The organism is Henriciella algicola, from assembly GCF_003576245.1.
Lineage (GTDB): Bacteria > Pseudomonadota > Alphaproteobacteria > Caulobacterales > Hyphomonadaceae > Henriciella > Henriciella algicola.
In genome coordinates this window covers 490,785-508,376 of record NZ_QWGA01000008.1, presented here as the reverse complement: position 1 = coordinate 508,376, position 17,592 = coordinate 490,785, and the positions used below count along the sequence as shown (strand labels likewise).

Annotated in this window: 12 protein-coding genes; 7 read left to right on the top strand and 5 right to left on the bottom strand. The window is 62.4% G+C overall.

All coding sequences use genetic code 11. The annotated features are described in order from the left end of the window. Positions 1 to 15 precede the first annotated feature (15 nt). Positions 16 to 546: a retropepsin-like aspartic protease family protein gene (locus D1222_RS15345; RefSeq protein ID WP_182482014.1), complete on the top strand. Its 531-nt coding sequence runs from the start codon at positions 16 to 18 to the stop codon at positions 544 to 546. Here D1222_RS15345 and D1222_RS15340 read toward each other — a convergent pair. The 4 genes from D1222_RS15340 to D1222_RS15325 all read right to left on the bottom strand — a co-directional run bounded on the left by D1222_RS15340 (position 533) and on the right by D1222_RS15325 (position 4,446). Next, on the bottom strand, positions 533 to 1,357 hold the full coding sequence (locus D1222_RS15340) for a sulfite exporter TauE/SafE family protein (protein WP_119455117.1): 825 nt from the start codon (positions 1,355 to 1,357) through the stop codon (positions 533 to 535). The genes D1222_RS15345 and D1222_RS15340 overlap by 14 nt on opposite strands. Further along, positions 1,357 to 2,376 carry a tRNA dihydrouridine(20/20a) synthase DusA gene (gene dusA, locus D1222_RS15335; protein ID WP_119455116.1) on the bottom strand — a complete coding sequence of 340 codons (1,020 nt, stop codon included), beginning with the start codon at positions 2,374 to 2,376 and terminating at the stop codon, positions 1,357 to 1,359. The genes D1222_RS15340 and dusA overlap by 1 nt, the downstream gene beginning before the upstream one ends. A 90-nt stretch (positions 2,377 to 2,466) precedes the next feature. Further along, positions 2,467 to 3,162 (bottom strand): protein-L-isoaspartate(D-aspartate) O-methyltransferase, encoded by a 696-nt coding sequence (locus tag D1222_RS15330; protein WP_119455205.1) that lies wholly within the window; start codon positions 3,160 to 3,162, stop codon positions 2,467 to 2,469. A gap of 105 nt (positions 3,163 to 3,267) precedes the next feature. Then, positions 3,268 to 4,446, bottom strand: a complete 1,179-nt coding sequence (locus D1222_RS15325; protein WP_119455115.1) for an acyl-CoA dehydrogenase family protein — start codon at positions 4,444 to 4,446, stop codon at positions 3,268 to 3,270. Between the two features lie 94 nt (positions 4,447 to 4,540). On the opposite strand from D1222_RS15325, the gene D1222_RS15320 reads away from it, so the two are divergent. Together D1222_RS15320 and D1222_RS15315 are read left to right on the top strand one after the other, a co-directional pair. After that, the gene (locus D1222_RS15320) at positions 4,541 to 5,425 is read left to right on the top strand and encodes an ROK family protein (RefSeq protein WP_119455114.1); all 885 of its coding nucleotides are present in this window, start codon (positions 4,541 to 4,543) and stop codon (positions 5,423 to 5,425) included. Between the two features lie 83 nt (positions 5,426 to 5,508). Further along, complete coding sequence (locus D1222_RS15315; RefSeq protein ID WP_119455113.1) at positions 5,509 to 6,684, top strand: CaiB/BaiF CoA transferase family protein; 1,176 nt, start codon at positions 5,509 to 5,511, stop codon at positions 6,682 to 6,684. Positions 6,685 to 6,741: 57 nt separating this feature from the next. Here the strand turns inward: D1222_RS15315 and D1222_RS15310 are convergent, their stop codons facing one another. Continuing rightward, positions 6,742 to 7,722 (bottom strand): NAD(P)H-dependent flavin oxidoreductase, encoded by a 981-nt coding sequence (locus tag D1222_RS15310; RefSeq protein ID WP_119455112.1) that lies wholly within the window; start codon positions 7,720 to 7,722, stop codon positions 6,742 to 6,744. Between the two features lie 157 nt (positions 7,723 to 7,879). On the opposite strand from D1222_RS15310, the gene D1222_RS15305 reads away from it, so the two are divergent. The 4 genes from D1222_RS15305 (at position 7,880) to D1222_RS15290 (ending at position 17,544) form a co-directional block, all read left to right on the top strand. Further along, positions 7,880 to 8,962: a DUF2855 family protein gene (locus tag D1222_RS15305; protein ID WP_119455111.1), complete on the top strand. Its 1,083-nt coding sequence runs from the start codon at positions 7,880 to 7,882 to the stop codon at positions 8,960 to 8,962. 140 nt (positions 8,963 to 9,102) lie between these two features. Beyond that, a complete protein-coding gene (locus tag D1222_RS15300) occupies positions 9,103 to 11,922 on the top strand; it encodes a phosphoenolpyruvate carboxylase (protein ID WP_119455110.1) in 2,820 nt (939 codons plus the stop codon). 195 nt (positions 11,923 to 12,117) lie between these two features. Continuing rightward, positions 12,118 to 13,623, top strand: coding sequence for a PfaD family polyunsaturated fatty acid/polyketide biosynthesis protein (locus D1222_RS15295; RefSeq protein WP_119455109.1), 1,506 nt, complete (start codon positions 12,118 to 12,120; stop codon positions 13,621 to 13,623). 27 nt (positions 13,624 to 13,650) lie between these two features. Beyond that, the gene (locus D1222_RS15290) at positions 13,651 to 17,544 is read left to right on the top strand and encodes a type I polyketide synthase (protein ID WP_119455108.1); all 3,894 of its coding nucleotides are present in this window, start codon (positions 13,651 to 13,653) and stop codon (positions 17,542 to 17,544) included. Positions 17,545 to 17,592 lie beyond the last annotated feature (48 nt).

The window sequence follows — 17,592 nt, the reverse complement described above, 5'->3', positions numbered from 1 at the left end:
AGGACGCAAGGGCGAATGAACCATAAATTCTTCAGTCTGATGGCAAGCGCTGGCGCAATCGCGGCCGCGCTGGTGCTCATCCTCATCCCAAAGATCGAGAAAGCCGAAGCTGCGTCTGAGAGCCAGGCCGTCGAAACTGTGAATGTCGTCAACACTGAGGACCCCGGCGAAATGCGCCGGACTGCCGTCATGCTCATCAAGTCAGACGGCCATTATTGGGCGCGCACCCTCGTCAACCGCAAGGCCAGCGTCGACTTCATGGTGGATACCGGCGCGAGCACCGTCGCGCTGACGCAGGAGGATGCCCAGAAGATGGGGCTGCGCCCACGCGACCTTGCCTATGACATCGAGATCCGCACCGCTGGCGGCATTACCTATGGCGCTGATGTGATGATCGATTCGATCAGGATCGGCGAAGTGGAAATCCGCGATGTGCGCGGCGTCGTCATGCAGGACGTGCTTACGCAATCGCTACTCGGCATGAGCTTCCTGCGCGAACTTTATTCCTATGAGTTTCGCAGCGACCGCCTGATCATCCGGCAATAGTCTTCCAGATCATCCGCGCCGAAACGAGCACGAGCAGCACGCCGAACAGCTTGCGCAACAGGCCTGCATCAAGCTTGTGGGCAAGCGCCGCGCCAAACGGTGCCATCGTGACCGTACAGACGGAGATCAGCGCGAAGGCTGGCAGGTTCACATGGCCGAGCGAAAATGGCGGCAGGCCCTCGCGGCCGAGCCCGTTGAGGATCGCCACGATTGCGCCCGGCAGGCCGATGGCGACCCCGAACCCTGCAGCTGTGCCGACGGCCTGATGGATCGGGCGGCCACAGATCGTCATCAGGCTGACGCCGAACGTGCCGCCGCCAATGCCCATGATTGCTGACAGTGCACCAAGCCCGGTGCCTAGTCCTGCACGTGGCGCACCGCCAGGGAGGTCATCTGCAAGCTTCCAGGTCGGCCGGCCAAAATAAAGCTGCAGCGCGAGGATCAGGAGCAGCGAACCGAAGGTCAGCGTCATTGCCTCTTTCGACACGAAACCCGCCACCAATTGACCGAGGCAGGCCCCGATCACGATCCACGGCGACCAGGACTTCAGCACAACCCAGTCCACCGCGCCGCGCTGATTGTGCGACATGACAGAGCGGATCGAGGTCAGGATAATCGTGGCAAGAGAGGTCGCGACGGCGACATGCATGGCCGTCTCGCCATAGCCGAGCGCCGTCAGCAGGAAATATAGAACCGGCACGATGACCGCGCCGCCGCCAATGCCAAAAAGGCCTGCCGCGAGCCCTGCGACGATCCCGGCAGCAATGAGCGAAATTGTGAGCACGCCATACTCGGCGAGAAACGCGTCCATCAGGCATCAACCTCCACGCCGGCAACATGCGACAGGGCTTCGTCCAGCACGTCGAGGCCGGCGCCTTCCTTGACGGCCTTCCCAGAAAGCGTCCGGCGCCAGGCACGCGCGCCCGGCTGGCCAGCAAAAAGCCCCAGCATGTGCCGCGTCATGGATGAGAGCTTTACGCCCTCGTCCAGCCGCGCCGCCATGTATGGCCGATAGCGTTCAAGAGCTGCGAGCGCGCCATCCATGTCGAAGCTGTCATCGCCGATGCCTTCATCGATCAGCTTGTCCGCCGCCAGCAGGCAAGCCGGCGTCTGATAGGCCGCCCGCCCCAACATCACGCCATCAAAGGTCTCAAGATGGGTGGCTGCGTCCGCCATCGTCTTGATCCCGCCATTGAGGATCAGCGTCAGGTCAGGCCGCTCTGACTTGAGGTCTGCGACAAGGCCATAGTCGAGCGGCGGGATATCGCGGTTTTCCTTCGGGCTGAGGCCAGACAACCAAGCCTTGCGCGCATGAACGGTGAACACTTCACAGCCAGCATCTGCAACCTGGTCGACAAAACCGAACAGCGTCTCACGCGGCGGGTCATCATCGACGGCGACCCGGCATTTAACCGTCACCGGGATCGAGACTGCCGCACGCATTGCCGCCACACAGGCTGCAACCGTCGCAGGCTCCTGCATCAGGCAGGCGCCGAACCGGCCCGATTGGACACGGTCTGACGGGCAGCCGCAATTGATGTTTACCTCGTCATAGCCAAACTCTTCGGCAATGCGGCTCGCCTCGGCCAGCTTGGCAGGGTCAGACCCGCCAAGCTGCAGCACGACAGGGTGTTCGGCGTCACTGAAACCGATCAACCGCTCGCGGTCGCCATGGATGACGGCGTCCGCAGTCACCATTTCGGTCCAGAGCAGCGCATCTTTCGACAAGGCACGGTGAAACATCCGGCAGTGCCGGTCCGTCCAGTCCATCATCGGCGCGACGGAGAACCGGTAAGTCGACTTGGTGGGATAGGCTGACGTGTCGGGCATCAATGACGGCTCAAGCTGCTTGCGGGCGAGCTATAGCGCTGCAGCCTGCTGACAATCTACCCCGCTCTTACTGCAGGGCCCTTCGATCAATCAGCCCGGCTGTGCCGAAGGCGGGAACGCCTCTTCCCCGATCAGGGGTACGAACTGGACGCTACCAAGCTCCTCCTCAGAAAAATCGCCCTCATCCTTGCGCGTGACGCGCACCAGTCGCTGGTCATCAGGACCGCCGGAAACAGGAATGACCAAGCGACCGCCGACCTTCAGCTGTTGCGACAGGCAATCGGCAATCTGGGGCGCGACTGCTGACACGATGATCGCATCATATGGCGCATGTTCCGGCCACCCCGCAGACCCGTCACCCGTCTGAATTTTGATGTTCCTGCACTCAAGAGCAGCAAGTCTCGATGGAAGCTCACCGGCCAAGGCCGCGTTCCGCTCCACCGCATAAACGCTCTCGGCAAGGCGCGACATGATCGCAACGCAATAGCCAGAGCCAGCACCGATCTCGAGTACGCGCGACTGCGGCGTCAGCCCTGCCGCTTCAATCATTAGCGCGACCACATAGGGCTGCGAGATGGTCTGCGCTTCGCCAATTGGCAGCGGTCCATCATCATATGAGAATTCCCTGAGGCTCTCGGGCACGAAAAGCTCGCGCGGAACCTCCTTCATTGCTTGCAGCAATGCCTTGTCACGTATCCCGCGCGCCTTGAGCTGGCGTCGCACCATTCTCTGTCTCTGAGAGGCGAAGAGTTTCTGATTTTTGGCCTCCGTTTTCGAAAGTTTCATGTTGAGGAAACGGGCGCCCACAACACAGCGTTCCTCTGCCCCACCTTCGAGGCAGGTCAGAGAAAGCGCTAACGCGTTGTTTTATAGTGGGTAAGTTTGCGGCTTTTATTTCGCGCCGGTCCTGGCCAATTCAGCCTTCTTGATCTTCTTGGCCAGCGACCATTTGTGCACTTCGGTCGGGCCGTCATAGATGCGGAAGGCGCGAACTTCGCGGAAGAGCTGCTCGACAATCGTGTCCCGGCTGACACCCATACCGCCCATGACCTGGACGCAGCGGTCGGCCACGCGGAACAGCGCCTCTGATACGGCAACCTTTGCCATTGAGCTTTCGACATTGCCGTTCTCGCCGCGGTCCAGCGCATCGGCGCACCAGTCAATCATCAGCGAGGATTGCTGCAGGTCGATCTGGTTTTCGGCCAGCATGAAGCCGACGCCCTCATGGTCGACCAGCAGCTTGCCGAACGCCTGGCGCTTGCACGCATATTCGGTCGCGATTTCCTGGGCTCGTGTGGCCACGCCGTGCCAGCGCATGCAATGCGACAGGCGGGCGGGCGCGAGACGGATCTGCGCATAGCGGAAACCCTCGCCCGGATTGCCCAGCATATCGGTCGCCGGCACGCGGAGGTTGTCGATGATGACTTCTGAATGGCCGCCCGGCATGGAGCTGTCGATCGTATCGAGCACCCTCTCGATCCGGATCGCGTCATTCGGCAGGTCGACAAGGAACATGCACGCGCCCTCGTCAGACTTCGCCATGACGATGCCGACCTTCGCTCCTTCAGCGCCCGTAATGAAGGTCTTGCGGCCATTGATGACCCAGTGATTGCCGTCCTGTTTTGCGGTGGTCTTCATCATGGATGGGTCAGACCCAGCGCCGCCATCCTCGGCTGGCTCGGTCATGAAGAAGGCAGAGCGCGCCTCGCCGGAGACGAGCGGCTTCAGGAAGCGCTCATGCTGTTCTGGCGTCGCGACCTTGCCGAGCAGGAACATGTTCCCCTCATCCGGCGCGCCAGTATTGCACGCCACAGGGCCAAGCGGCGACAGGCCCGTCTTCTGCAGCACAGAGGCGGTGCCGCGCTGCGACAGGTGGCTGCCATCTTTCAGGATATGCGGCGTCATCACGCCAGCCTCGCGGGCTTTCGCCCGCATCTCGACGACCAGCTCTTCCGATGGGCCATGTTCGCCAAGGCGCGGGTCGCGCTCATATGGCGCCACGACATCGCGCACAAAGGCTTCCACACGCGCGCCAATTTGTTCGGCAAGTTTCTGGTCGGGATAGGTCATGGGGTCTGTCTCCTTGAAGCGGTCAAAGACCTATCCATTGAAGCGCGGGCTGCATAGTCTGGCAGGACTGATAGGGTAAAAGGTCACAAGGCAAATGTCGGAAAACGCGCTTCATGGCGGCATTGACGCAGGCGGCACGACCTTCAAGTGCGGTCTTGCTGATGCGTCAGGTGCACTGGTCGCGACACACCGTGTGCCCGTGACCACGCCAGAAGAGACGCTGGCGGCTGCCGCAGGCTGGTTCACCGAGCAGACTGGGCCTGGCAGTCTGAAGACCTTCGGCATTGCGAGCTTCGGCCCGATCGATGTCGACCCGCACTCGGTGAGCTATGGCACGATCACCGGGTCGGCAAAGCCGGGCTGGTCGGGCACCAATCTCCGCGCGCATTTCGCAGATGCGCTTGGCCTACCCGTCACCTTGGACACCGATGTGAACGGCGCCCTCTTCGCAGAGATGAGCCAAGGCGCCGCACAGGGCTGCGCCTCAGCTGCCTATGTCACAGTAGGGACGGGCATTGGGGCCGGACTCTCTGCCAATGGCGGTTTTCTGGGGCGGCCATCGCACCCTGAATTTGGCCATATCGCGCTGCGCCGCCACACCGGCGACGGGGACTTCAAGAGCGTCTGCCGTTTCCATGACGACTGTCTCGAAGGCCTTGCATCCGTGCGCGCTATCCGTGCGCGAGCCGGTGCGCCGGAAGACCTCCCGGCCGCTCACCCTGTCTGGGATATCGCAGCCGACTATCTCGCGCAGGCCGCCCGCGCTCTCACCCTCACCTTCCGGCCAGAGCGCATCATTCTCGGCGGCGGGCTGATGCTCGCGCCTCACCTGATTTCCCGCATACGTCAGTCCTTCGACCAGCAGATGGGCGGTTACCTCGAACACGCCCCCTCAAGCGAACTGATCACCACGCCGGGCCTTGGCGACAATGCCGGGCTCATCGGCGCCATCCTGCTCGGTCAGCAAGGCGCGCAGTGAGCGGACGCGGGGTCAGCCTGTGCTGAAATGAACTCCCGGTCTAGAACGCTTGCAGCAAATAAGACCAAAAGGGAGCATGCGTCATGGACATAAAGGGATTTCCACTCGAAGGGCTGAAAGTCCTTGATCTTTCACGTGTTCTAGCCGGCCCTTTTGCGACACGGATGCTCTCTGACCTCGGCGCTGACGTCCTGAAGATCGAGCCGCCCGAAGGCGATGTCACCCGCCATTTCGGCAAGTCGGATGAGGGCGTTGCTGGTTTTTACCTTCAGCAGAACATCGGCAAGCGGAACATCTGCATCGACCTCAAGGCCGAAGGCGCCCGTGAGCTGGTGCTGGAGCTTTGCAAGAAAGCCGACATGCTGGTGGAGAATTTCCGCCCCGGCGTGATGAAGCGCTTTGGTCTCGACTGGGACAGCGTGCACGCGGTCAATCCGAAACTCGTCATGCTGTCCATCTCCGGATTCGGCCAGACGGGGCCAGAGGCAAAGCGCGCCGCCTATGCCCCCGTTGTGCACGCCGAAGCGGGACTCATCGCCCGTCAGGCAGAGATCAGCGGCGGACAACCGACTGACCTCCAATACTCACTCGCTGATAGCTACAGCTCGCTGCACGGCCTGGTCGGTCTGCTCGCTGCCCTGCGTGTCGCTGAAAAGACGGGCGAGGGCCAACATGTCGACATTGCGATGATCAATGTGATCCATGCGACCGACGACTACGCCCATTGGGCGCTGGACGGTGTCTGGCCAAAGCCAAAAGAGAACCAGGTTTGGGACGCGCCGGAGGGCAAGCGCATCCTGATTGCCTCTGACATGAAATGGATCTGGATCGTGCTGTCGAAAAAGGCTGGCCTCGTCGATCCGACCCCGAAAGGCGCAAGCCTCGAAGAGAAAGTTGCTGCGCGCCACAAGGCGGTCACCGAACACATCCTCTCCTATCCAGACTTTGAGGCGCTCACCAAGGCGCTGGACGGAATGAACCTCGCCTGGGGTCTGGTACGGAAGTTTGGCGAGGAGTCCTTTTCGCAGACCAGTGTCGGGCCGAATGGCGTTCTGGTCGATGTCGAAGACGACAGGGGCAATGCGCGTCGCACAGTCCAGTCGCCGTACAAGTTCTCTCAGTCGCAGAGCGGCATCGCCGCAGGCATGCGCCCACCGCGCCGGGGCGAGCACAATGTCGATGCCCTGAAAGACTGGATTGGCGCTGATGAGGCGCGCGTGTCTGAGCTAACGGAAAAAGGCATCCTGCTCAGCGAATAGAAAAAGGGCGCCGGGTTGAAACAATCCGGCGCCCTTCAGCAATCAGTCTATTCTGGCTTAGCTGACAACGAAATTCGACATCCGCTTCTTGATGATCTCTTCGGCGTCCGAAACGATGCGGTCGATCAGTTCCTGCACGCTTGGAATGTCGTGGATGAGGCCCTGGATCATGCCGGCTGACCAGATGCCATCATCGGCGTCACCTTCTTCCATCGCCTTACGGCCACGAACACCTGCGACGAGGTGCTGGACGTCCTCGAACTTGGCGCCGCCCTTGGATTCGATCGCGACGACCTCTTCCGACACCTTGTTCTTCATCACGCGGGCCGTGTTGTGCAGCGTGCGGAAGATGAGCTTGGTGTCGCGCTCGTCATTCTCGACCATCTGCTTCTTGAAGTTCTCGTGGATCGGCGCCTCTTTCGTAACGCAGAAGCGCGTGCCCATATTGATGCCGTCGGCGCCGAGCGCCAGCGCCGCAGCAAGGCCGCGTCCATCACCGATACCGCCAGAGGCCAGCATCGGGATCTTTACCTTGTCGGCAGCCGCCGGGATCAGGATGAGGCCCGGAATGTCGTCCTCGCCCGGATGACCGGCGCACTCGAAACCGTCGATGGAGATCGCGTCGACGCCCATACGCTCAGCCGAGAGCGCGTGGCGTACAGCGGTACATTTGTGGATGACCTTGATGCCGTGCTTTTTGAACTCGTCGACATGCTCCTGCGGCTTGTAGCCAGCGGTCTCGACGATCTTGATACCGCCCTCGATGATCGCCTGGCGATACTCGGCATATGGTGGAGGCTTGATGGCCGGCAGGATGGTGAGGTTCACGCCGAACGGCTTGTCCGTCATGTCCTTGGTGCGCTGGATTTCCTTTGCGAGGTCTTCCGGCGTTGGCTGCGTCAGCGCGGTCAGAAGTCCAAGGCCGCCAGCGTTCGAAACAGGCGCTGCCATTTCGGCATAACCGACCCACTGCATACCGCCCTGAACGATCGGATGCTCTATGCCGAGCAGTTCGGTGATCCGTGTCTTGATGGCCATGTCGTCTCCTCAAATCATGTTGTCCCGCCCTTGATAGGACAATCATTCGCCCCTGCGAAGGATTGCCCTCGCGGCAGCAAATCACCCGCCCCTTGCACTCGCCTCCAGACGGTTCATTCTTGCGCTGGATAAAAGATTCAAGGGAAGGACCGACCCGATGGCTGATGTCAGCGAGCTCTGGATCAATCGCAGCGACTACCGGAAGACGAAACCCGTCACCCGGCCACAAGCCACGCTTGAGGACGGACAGGTCCGTGTCGCTATCGACAAGTTCGCGATCACCTCGAACAATGTGAGTTATGCGATCTCTGGTGACGCCATTGGCTATTGGCGGTTCTTTCCGGCTGAGGAAGGCTGGGGCAAGGTCACTGTCTGGGGTTTTGGCGATGTCGTTGAGTCGCGCAGTCCAGACATTGCGGTTGGTGAACGGCTCTATGGCTTTTTCCCAATGGCGAATGAGACGGTGCTTACCGTCGGCAGCATCAAGGACGACTATTTCATGGATGCCGCCCGGCACCGGGCCGACCTCGCAGCCGTCTATAACCAGTACCGGCGCCTCGCTGGGGAGCCGGAAGCCCTGCGCACCATGGAAGATGAGCGCAGCCTCTACTTCCCGCTCTTCATCACTTCCTTTGTTCTCTACGACTATCTGACCGACAATGATTATTTCGGGGCTGAGCAGGTCGTGATCGGCTCTGTTTCATCGAAGACGGGCTTCGGGCTTGCCCAGTTCATCAAGGAGGATGGCAAGGCGGGCAAACGCGTCATCGGTCTCACCTCTGCGGGCAACAAGTCGTTCGTGGAAAATCTCGGCTGCTGTGATGAGGTCCTCCTCTATGGCGAGGAAGAGAAGATCGATCCGTCGGTAAAGACCGCCTATGTCGACATGTCCGGCAACCGCGACCTCACGGTCACCCTGCACAACCATCTTCAGGAAAACATGGTCGAGAGCTGTATGGTTGGTGCGACCCATTGGGAGAGCGCAGGCCGGGCGAGCGGCCTGCCGGGCGCAGAGCCGCGCTTCTTCTTTGCGCCGTCGCAGATCGCCAAGCGCAACAAGGATTGGGGCCCCGGCGTCCTCTATTTGAAAGCCAGCGAGGCAAGCGCACGCCTTGCCCGCGAAGCCTCGAAAGAGATCGAGATCGAACGGGTGAAGGGCGCCGATGCCGTCGCCGCGATCTGGCGCGACTTCCTCGACAACAAGGTGGCGCCGAGCCGCGGCATCATGGCCTCACTCTAGTAAGCTCTGCGCTGTCGGCAGGCAGTTGCGGGATCGCTCCCGCCACTGCCTGCCCTCAGCCTTGACCGGCACTCGTCAGACCGGCCTGCTGAACAAGATGAGCGTTCAGACGCTATCTTGCTTTCAGGGAGACCGATCATATGCCGACCAGAAAGACGCCGCTCGACCCGGCCCGCATCCGCAAATTCCTGCGCGACCACGCCGAGGGCATTGATCGCGACCCGCTGACCAATTCGGTTTTCTCCTTCGCCCTCCAGCTATTTCAGGACCTTGAGGCCGGCCGCACCAGCCTCTCCAGCGTCGCAGAAACGGTGGATGTGCTGCACTTTGACCTGCTGCAGGCGCGCGCCGACCAGTTCCGGGCCCATCACACCGAGATCGGCAAACCGAAAGATGCGTTCGCCGGGGTGAGCGCGCAGCTCTCGGCTCTCGCCAAGTCGGATCCAGAGCGGTTTCGTGAAACCGTAACGCGTCATGCGGGCGGCATCGTCTTCACAGCTCACCCGACCTTCGCGCTCTCCCAGCGCCTGCGGCGTGCCTTCGCAGACTATGCAAGCCAGCCCGGCAAAAGCGAACTTGCCACCCTCAAATCTGCCGCCAGCGACCCACAGCCGGACTGGCCGGACCAGATCACGCTGACCCATGAGCATGAGGAAGCACAGGACGCGATCGCGAATGCGCAGGACGCCGCCGGCCACTATGCCAGTCTCGTCGTCAACACGGCCAGGAAGTCCCTTGACGACTGGCGTACCCTCCGCCCGGTTCTGCCCACACTCGCAAGCTGGGTCGGCTATGATCTTGATGGGCGCACGGACATTCACTGGTCGCAATCAATCACGCTGCGCCTGCGCGAGAAGGCAGCCCAGCTCGCCTATTATCGCGGGCGCCTTTCTAATTTCGCAGAGTTCGAGACGCTGGCCGCGCTTGAGAAGCAACTAGCCGCTGCGCAGGCCCATACCGAAGCAGCCGCCGAGAAATTCGGCCAGGACCTCTCCGACCCGGACGTGCTCAGCGACGCGGCCAACTTCCTGACCGCCGCCTCCGACGCAAAGATCACAGACGCGGCCACCCTGACCGATCCGCTGACAACGCTCATCGAAGACACTGACACACCTGACGAGACCGCCGCCGCCCTGATGATCCTGCGCGCCGAAATCGACGCGCTCCAGCTTGGCACGGCCCGCATCCATTTACGCGTGAATGCTGCGCAGGTGCGCACCGTCCTTCAGCGCGACCTCGACCTCGAAACCGAAGACAGTGAGCTTGGCCGCCTTGCCCTCAGCAAGCTTTCTGAGATGGCGGGCAACACCGAAGTGCGCCCCGTGAACTTCGCCGACCTCTTCCTCGAACAGTCCACGGCGCGGCGCCAGTTCATGATGTGCGCGCAGATCCTGAAACATATCGATGCGGGCTCACCCATTCGCTTTCTCATCGCAGAGAGCGAGAACCCCGCCACGGTGATGGGCGCGCTACACCTTGCCCGCCAGTATGGCGTCGACCACGAGCTTGATATCTCGCCGCTGTTCGAGACACCGGAAGCGCTGGAAACCGGTGGTCGTTTCGTCGAGCGGCTGCTCGAGGAAGCCGCCTTCAGGGACTATGTCAGAACCCGCGGCTATCTCTCTATCCAGCTTGGCTTTTCCGACTCAGGCCGCTTCATCGGACAGGTCGCCGGCAATATGGCGATTGAGCGGATACACAGCCTGATCGGACGCGCGCTGGGCGATGTGCTGCCCGGCACGGGCCTTCTGGTCTTCAACACGCACGGCGAGTCGATCGGCCGCGGCGCTTATCCCGGCAGCTTCCAGCAGCGCCACGATCATCTGCTGACGCCATGGACGCGCGGCGAACTTCTCGCCCGCGACATCCAGCCCATCCACGAAGTGAGCTTCCAGGGCGGCGACGGCTTCCTGCATTTCGCAACGCCAGAGCTTTCACGCGCCACCTATGCCGCTTTCTGCGAACACATCCTGTCAGAGCCGGCCTCGACCGATGACGACGCCTTCTACACACAAACCGATTTTGTCTGGGACGCCTATCGCGCGCTTCGAAACTGGCATGAGACACTGTTTGTCGACAGCGACTATGAGGAGATGCTGGGCGGGTTCACCGCCGGCTTCCTGGTCAAGGCAGGCTCGCGCCCCGTTAAACGCGCGGGCGGGCCAAGCGGGCCGTCTGCCATACGCGCGATCTCCCATAATGCCATGCTCCAGCAGCTCGGCGTGCCGCTAAACTCAGCCTGCGGGATCGGCTCTGCCATGCCGCGTGAGAAAGAGCGGATGCGCGACATCATCAACGCCTCGCCGCGCCTTCATGCGCTGATCATGCTGGCGACCCGCGCGCGGATGCTGACCAGCCTGCCGGTCCTGCGAGGCTATGCCAGCGTTTTCGATCCGCATGTGTGGCTCGCTGTGTCCCGGCATGGCGACATAGCCCAAGCGAGTGCCCTTCGCCGTGTCGCCGATACGCTCGGCGAAAACCACACTGCCGCCAGCCTGCAGAAGATCGCCAACCGGCTGAGCGTCGACCTCATCGAATTCGATACTCTGATCGCATCGCTGGATGATGCGCCGAGTGTCGAGAGCCGCCATGAGAACCGGCTGGATTTCCATGCCCTGCACGCCATCCGTCAGGCACTGATGCTTTACGCGCTGAGCCTCACGGGCCGCCTCAGTGACCTCTCTGCCCGCCATGATACCAGCCGCAGTGACATTATCTCGCTGGTCCTTGCCATGCGGATCGATGAAGCCGCTGACCTGCTTGAGGAAATCTATCCGCCGTCACGCGGCGAAGCGGACCTGTTCCAGCACATCAATGAGCCCGGCCATGAAAGCGGCGCGCAAAGCCAGGCGGGCTATGACAGGCTACATCGAGAGCTGATCGCACCGCTCCGCCAATGCGGCGCGCTTGTCTCCCGGCTGTCCATTGCAACAAGTCATGCTTTTGGCGCATGGGGCTGAAGGCTCGAACAAGCCATACATATATATCTATGTAGTGAGCTCATCTGTTGCAGTTGCAACGGTTTGGGCAAAATCGTGACTTATGCGTCACGATTGCATGCAGACTTGCTGCGCATGCGAGAAACACTGGCCGAAACATTGCAACGCAGGTGAATTCACGCTCTACTTCTTAGCCTGTAGGGGAATAGCTGAGGCATGAGGATCCAGCACTGGGAATCCAACAGTTACAGCGGCGCGGCCAAGAAGGTTGAGACGCGGCACCCCCCATTAACCAAAAACGCCACCTCGCAAGACAACGCCGTCTATGCAGACTGGCTGGGCGATCACGCCTTTACCAAGACCCATGGTAGCCGCTTTGCCTATATCGTCGGCGAAATGGCGCGCGGTATTGCGACCCCGCACATGGTCATCGCGGCTGTGCAGGCCGGGCTTGTCGGCTTTTACGGCAGCGCAGGCTTCAAGCCGGAAACGATTGCCGCAGGTCTCGATGAGATCGAGGCAGCTCTCGGCAAAGGTGCCCCTGCCTGGGGCGCCAACCTCATCCATACGCCGCAGCAGCCGGGCTATGAGCGCGCCGTCGTGGACCTCTTCCTGTCGCGCGGTGTCGCCCGTGTCTCGGCCTCTGCCTTCATGCAGCTATCGCCCGAAATCGTCCGCTACAGCGCAGCAGGCCTGTCACGCGCCGCGGATGGCAGCATCAAGCGCAGCACACATGTCTTCGCCAAGGTCTCGCGCGCCGAAGTTGCACGCCAGTTCATGGCCCCTGCCCCCGATGCCATTCTGAAACAGCTTGTCTCCCGGGGGGACATCACACCCGAGCAGGCAGAGATCGCCGCCAGCGTTCCGGTCGCGCTCGACATCACCGCTGAAGCCGATAGCGGCGGGCATACCGACAACCGCGCCGCCGGACCCCTCTTCTCCTCGCTGGTTCAGGCGCGCCGCCAGGTCTGCGAAGAGCACGGCCTCAATGCCGATGATATCCGCATCGGCCTTGGCGGCGGCATCGGCACGCCATGGGCAGCCGCCGCCGCTTTCCAGATGGGCGCGGCCTACATCATCACCGGCTCGGTCAATCAGGCCGCCGTTGAATCCGGCCTCTCTCTCGCAGGGCGCAAACTGCTCGCTGAAGCAGGCCCCGCAGATATCGCCATGGCCCCTGCCGCCGACATGTTCGAACAGGGCGTAGAGGTGCAGGTTCTCAAGCGCGGCACGCTGTTCGCCATGCGTGGCAAGCGCATGCGCGAGATCCACAAGACGCGCGCCAGCTTTGCCGACTGCACGGCGCAGGAACAGGCCTTCATCGAAACCGCGCTCGGTGAGCCCTACGCCGCCGCGTGGGAGAAGACCCGCGCCTATATGAGCGGCACCAATCCCAAAGAGCTCGCAAAAGCAGAAGCCGACCCGCACCACCAGCTGGCGCTTGTCTTCCGGCGTTATCTGTTCTTCGGGGCGCAGTGGGCGCGCGAGGGCGATGAGAGCCGCCTGCGCGACTATCAGATCTGGTGCGGCCCGGCGATGGGCGCCTTCAATGAGTGGGTAAAGGGAAGCCCGCTTGAAGCGCTCGAGACCCGCACCGTCAAACAGATTGCGCTCAACCTGCTCGACGGGGCCGCGCATCTCACGAGGCTCCAGGCGCGGCGCGCGTGCGGAGAGAACATTCCACAATCTGCTTTCGACTACAGGGCGGGGCTTTTCGAGTAATCTCTGGCTGAGGGGCTGAGACACATAATGGCAGACAGAACGTCAGGACCAGCAGACATCGCAATCGTGGGCTACGGCGCCATGTTCCCGGGCCGCGGGGACACGCCGGGCTTCTGGCGCGATATCGCAGAAGGCGTCGACACGCTGGGACCGGTCCCGCCGACCCATTGGCTGATCGAGGACTATTACGACGCCAACCCGCGCGCCCGTGACAAGACCTATGGCGAGCGCGGCGGCTTTCTCTCGCCGCAGGGCTTCGACCCGCTCTCCTTTGGCATCCCGCCTAACCAGATCGACGCGACTGACAGCGCCCAGCTGCTCGCCCTCATGGTCGCGCAGACCGCGCTGGATGAGGCTGAGAAGGCGACCAATGGCACAATCGATCGCAAGCGTACCTCCTGCATTCTCGGCGTTGCATCCGCCACTGAACTCGTCGGGCATATGTCTGGCCGCCTGCAACGCCCGTCCTGGGTCAAAGGCCTGCGTGAGGCTGGCCTGCCGGAAACGCAGGTGCAGGCAATCGCCGACAGGATTTCGGAAAATTTCTCAGAGTGGAAAGAAAGCACCTTCCCCGGCCTTCTCGGGAATGTGGTCGCCGGGCGGATTGCCAACCGGATGGACCTTGGTGGCTCGAACTATGTGACCGATGCGGCCTGCGCCTCATCCCTCTCGGCCCTGCACGGCGCCATACATGAACTTCGTGCTGGCGACAGTGACCTTGTTCTGACGGGCGGTGTCGACGCGCTGAACGACATCCTCATGTATATGTGCTTTTCCAAGACCCCGGCCCTGTCGCCGACAGGAGATTGCCGTCCATTCTCGGACAAGGCCGACGGCACCATGCTTGGCGAAGGCATCGGCATACTCGCGCTCCGCCGCCTCGCCGATGCAGAGCGGGACGGAAACCGTATTCACGCGGTCATCAAGGGCATCGGCGCAGGCTCTGACGGCCGCGCCACCGCCATCTATGCCCCGCTGCCTGATGGCCAGGCCCGCGCACTGGCGCGCGCCTATGAGCAGGCGGGCTATAACCCGCGCTCTGTCGAACTGGTCGAAGCACACGGCACCGGTACAAAGGCCGGCGACGCTGCCGAAATCTCCGGCCTCAAGCTAGTCTTCTGCGAAGAAGGCGAAAGCGTCTCAGACCCATGGTGCGCCATTGGCTCTGTGAAATCGCAGATCGGCCACACCAAGTCGGCTGCAGGCTCAGCCAGCCTGATCAAGACCGTCATGGCGCTCTCTCGCAAGGCGCTACCCCCGACGCTGAAAGTCGACCAGCCCGCACCTGCGCTCGCCGGGTCACCCTTCTACGTAAACCGTGAGCTACGCCCCTGGATCAGGGACAAGTCGCATGCCCGCCGCGCCTCTGTCAGCTCATTCGGTTTTGGCGGCTCGAACTTCCACGTCACGCTGGAAGAATACACCGGCCAGCTCGCCCCTCACCCCGACCGCATTTTGCCTGCCGAACTGGTCATGGTCTCGGCCGACACGCCGGACAACCTCGCCAAGTCCATTGAGGCCATCGCTTCGAAGCTGGTGCATGAGGAAGACCTCGCCATCGCGGCCAGCGAAAGCCACGCCTCATTTGCCGCTGACGCGGTCTGCCGCGCAGCTATCACGGCGAGTGACAATAAGGACTTCGCGACCAAGGCTGCAAAGCTTGCCTCGCTCATTCGCGCTGGCACGGCCGAAACGGCGCCCCTGCCGAAAGGCGCCAGCGTCAGCCTCAGCAAGGCCGCGCCCGGAAAGCTCGCCTATCTCATGCCTGGACAGGGCAGCCAGTATGTCGGCATGGGCCGCGAACTCGCGCTCGCCTTCCCTGAGGCGCGCGCGGCATGGGACTTTGCGGCAAGCCACAAGAAAGCGGGCAAGCTGGGCCTTCACCGGCTCGCCTTTCCGCCATCTGCTTTCAATGATGAGGACGCCAAGGCGCAGGCCGATACGCTAACCGCCATGGAGAATGCACAGCCAGCCCTCGCTGCCGCGTCGCTGGCCGTACTCGCCGTGCTGGAGAAGTCCGGCCTCAATGCCGACATGGCCGCAGGCCACAGCTTTGGTGAGATCATGGCGCTCAATGCCGCCGGTGTTCTCTCTGACAAGGATACTCTCTCGACGGCGGTCAAACGGGCCAAGCTGATGAGCCAGGCCGCCGCCGACAATGAAGGCGCCATGCTGGCGACGCAGGCCTCAAGCGAGCAGCTCACGCCGATCCTCAAAAATCATCCCGACGTCGTCGTCGCCAATGACAATGCACCGACCCAGACTGTGCTTTCCGGCCCTGTCGAAGCCATCGAAGCGGCCCGTCTCGCGATTGAGGCGGCAGGCATCAAGGCGCGCCGCCTGCCGGTCGCGTCAGCCTTCCACTCGCCCATCGTCGCAGGGGCCGTTGCCCCGTTCCGCAAGGCGCTCGGCAAGACCGACTTTGCCAAGGCTGACTTCCCGGTTTTCGCCAATGCTTCGGCCAAACGTTACCCGCTTGCCTATGACAAGCAGCGCGACCTCCTCGCCGGACAGATCGAAAGCCCCGTCCGCTTCCGTGAAATCATTGAGGCCATGCATGAGGCCGGCGTTACCACCTTCGTAGAGGCTGGCCCGGGCACGGTGCTGACCGCGCTTGTCGGCCAGATCCTTCCGGGCAAGGCGACGGCCGTCGCGCTCGATGACAAGAAAGGCAGCGGCCTTGCCGCCTTCCTCGCTGGCATCGGCAAGCTGGCTGTCCTTGGCCATGAAGTCGACCTCGAAGCGCTCTTTGCCAACATGCCAGCGCCCGAACCACGCAAAGCCCGCTCCAAACACGCGATCGACCTTACCGGCGCCAATTACAACAAACCGTATCCGCCCAAAGGCGGCGCAGCGGCCCTCCCGCCGCCGAATGCAGAGAAGGTCCGGCCCAGGACTGTCGATACCTTATCAGCCCCTCCAGACCCGATTGCTTCGAAGCCGACGCCGCCAACACCTTCTTCTGTAAAGTCACTCCAGCCAGGACCTTCGCCCATGACTGAGCCCCGCCAGACCGCTCCCGCCTCCGCCGCCGCGCAGATCCACGCGCAGATGACGGAGGCGCACAATGCCTACATGCAGACGCTGCAGGCGGCGCACGCTCAGTATATGCAGGCAACGCAGGCAATGCTTGCCTCGGCCAGCGCCGTCCCTGCCGTAGCGCCGCAACCGCAGGCCGCGCCAGCGCCTCAGCCTGTGGCGCCACCCGCGCCACCGCCGGTTGCAGCAGCGCCTGCACCTCAACCTGCGCCAGCCCCCGCCCCGGCAGCACCGGCACCTGCACCGGTCATGGCGGCACCGGTCCCCGCTCCAGTGCCTGCCCCTGCCCCTGCCGCGCCAGCGGCGCAGGACTTCACCGCGCTGGTGACCAGCCTGGTCGCTGAAAAGACCGGTTACCCATCCGACATGCTCGAACCCGATATGGACCTTGAGGGGGAGCTCGGCGTCGACTCCATCAAACAGGTCGAGATCCTCTCGGCCCTGCGCGAAAAGATGCCGAGCCTGCCGGAAATCGAGCCTGAACAGATCGCAGAGCTTCGCACGATCGCGAAGATCGCGGCGTTCCTCAGCCCATCGGCCAGCGCCACCCCGGCGCTCGCACCAGCGGCCCCAGCCGTCCACGCCAATGGCAATGGCTACGGCCATCACATAGACACCGCCGCGCCAGCGCCCACACCGGCAGCCCCGTCCGGCATCAACATGACCGAACTTGTCCGCAATCTTATCGCCGACAAGACAGGCTATCCGCCTGAAATGCTCGAAGACGATATGGACCTTGAGGGCGAGCTTGGTGTCGACTCCATCAAGCAGGTCGAGATCCTCTCTGCCCTGCGTGAGCAGATGCCGAACCTGCCAGAGGTCGAGCCGGAACAGATCGCAGAGCTGCGCTCCATCCGAAAGATCGCCGATTTTTTTGGCTAGGGGGCGCGCCGGCGTCGCCTGACGCTGCCCGCCCCGCTTCGCCAGCTC

Excerpts from the sequence above, each read along its gene's own strand:
- D1222_RS15345 (WP_182482014.1), top strand. The coding sequence starts at position 16 with ATGAACCATAAATTCTTCAGTCTGATGGCAAGCGCTGGCGCAATCGCG.
- D1222_RS15340 (WP_119455117.1), bottom strand. The coding sequence starts at position 1,357 with ATGGACGCGTTTCTCGCCGAGTATGGCGTGCTCACAATTTCGCTCATT.
- dusA (WP_119455116.1), bottom strand. The coding sequence starts at position 2,376 with ATGCCCGACACGTCAGCCTATCCCACCAAGTCGACTTACCGGTTCTCC.
- D1222_RS15330 (WP_119455205.1), bottom strand. The coding sequence starts at position 3,162 with ATGAAACTTTCGAAAACGGAGGCCAAAAATCAGAAACTCTTCGCCTCT.
- D1222_RS15325 (WP_119455115.1), bottom strand. The coding sequence starts at position 4,446 with ATGACCTATCCCGACCAGAAACTTGCCGAACAAATTGGCGCGCGTGTG.
- D1222_RS15320 (WP_119455114.1), top strand. The coding sequence starts at position 4,541 with ATGTCGGAAAACGCGCTTCATGGCGGCATTGACGCAGGCGGCACGACC.
- D1222_RS15315 (WP_119455113.1), top strand. The coding sequence starts at position 5,509 with ATGGACATAAAGGGATTTCCACTCGAAGGGCTGAAAGTCCTTGATCTT.
- D1222_RS15310 (WP_119455112.1), bottom strand. The coding sequence starts at position 7,722 with ATGGCCATCAAGACACGGATCACCGAACTGCTCGGCATAGAGCATCCG.
- D1222_RS15305 (WP_119455111.1), top strand. The coding sequence starts at position 7,880 with ATGGCTGATGTCAGCGAGCTCTGGATCAATCGCAGCGACTACCGGAAG.
- D1222_RS15300 (WP_119455110.1), top strand. The coding sequence starts at position 9,103 with ATGCCGACCAGAAAGACGCCGCTCGACCCGGCCCGCATCCGCAAATTC.
- D1222_RS15295 (WP_119455109.1), top strand. The coding sequence starts at position 12,118 with ATGAGGATCCAGCACTGGGAATCCAACAGTTACAGCGGCGCGGCCAAG.
- D1222_RS15290 (WP_119455108.1), top strand. The coding sequence starts at position 13,651 with ATGGCAGACAGAACGTCAGGACCAGCAGACATCGCAATCGTGGGCTAC.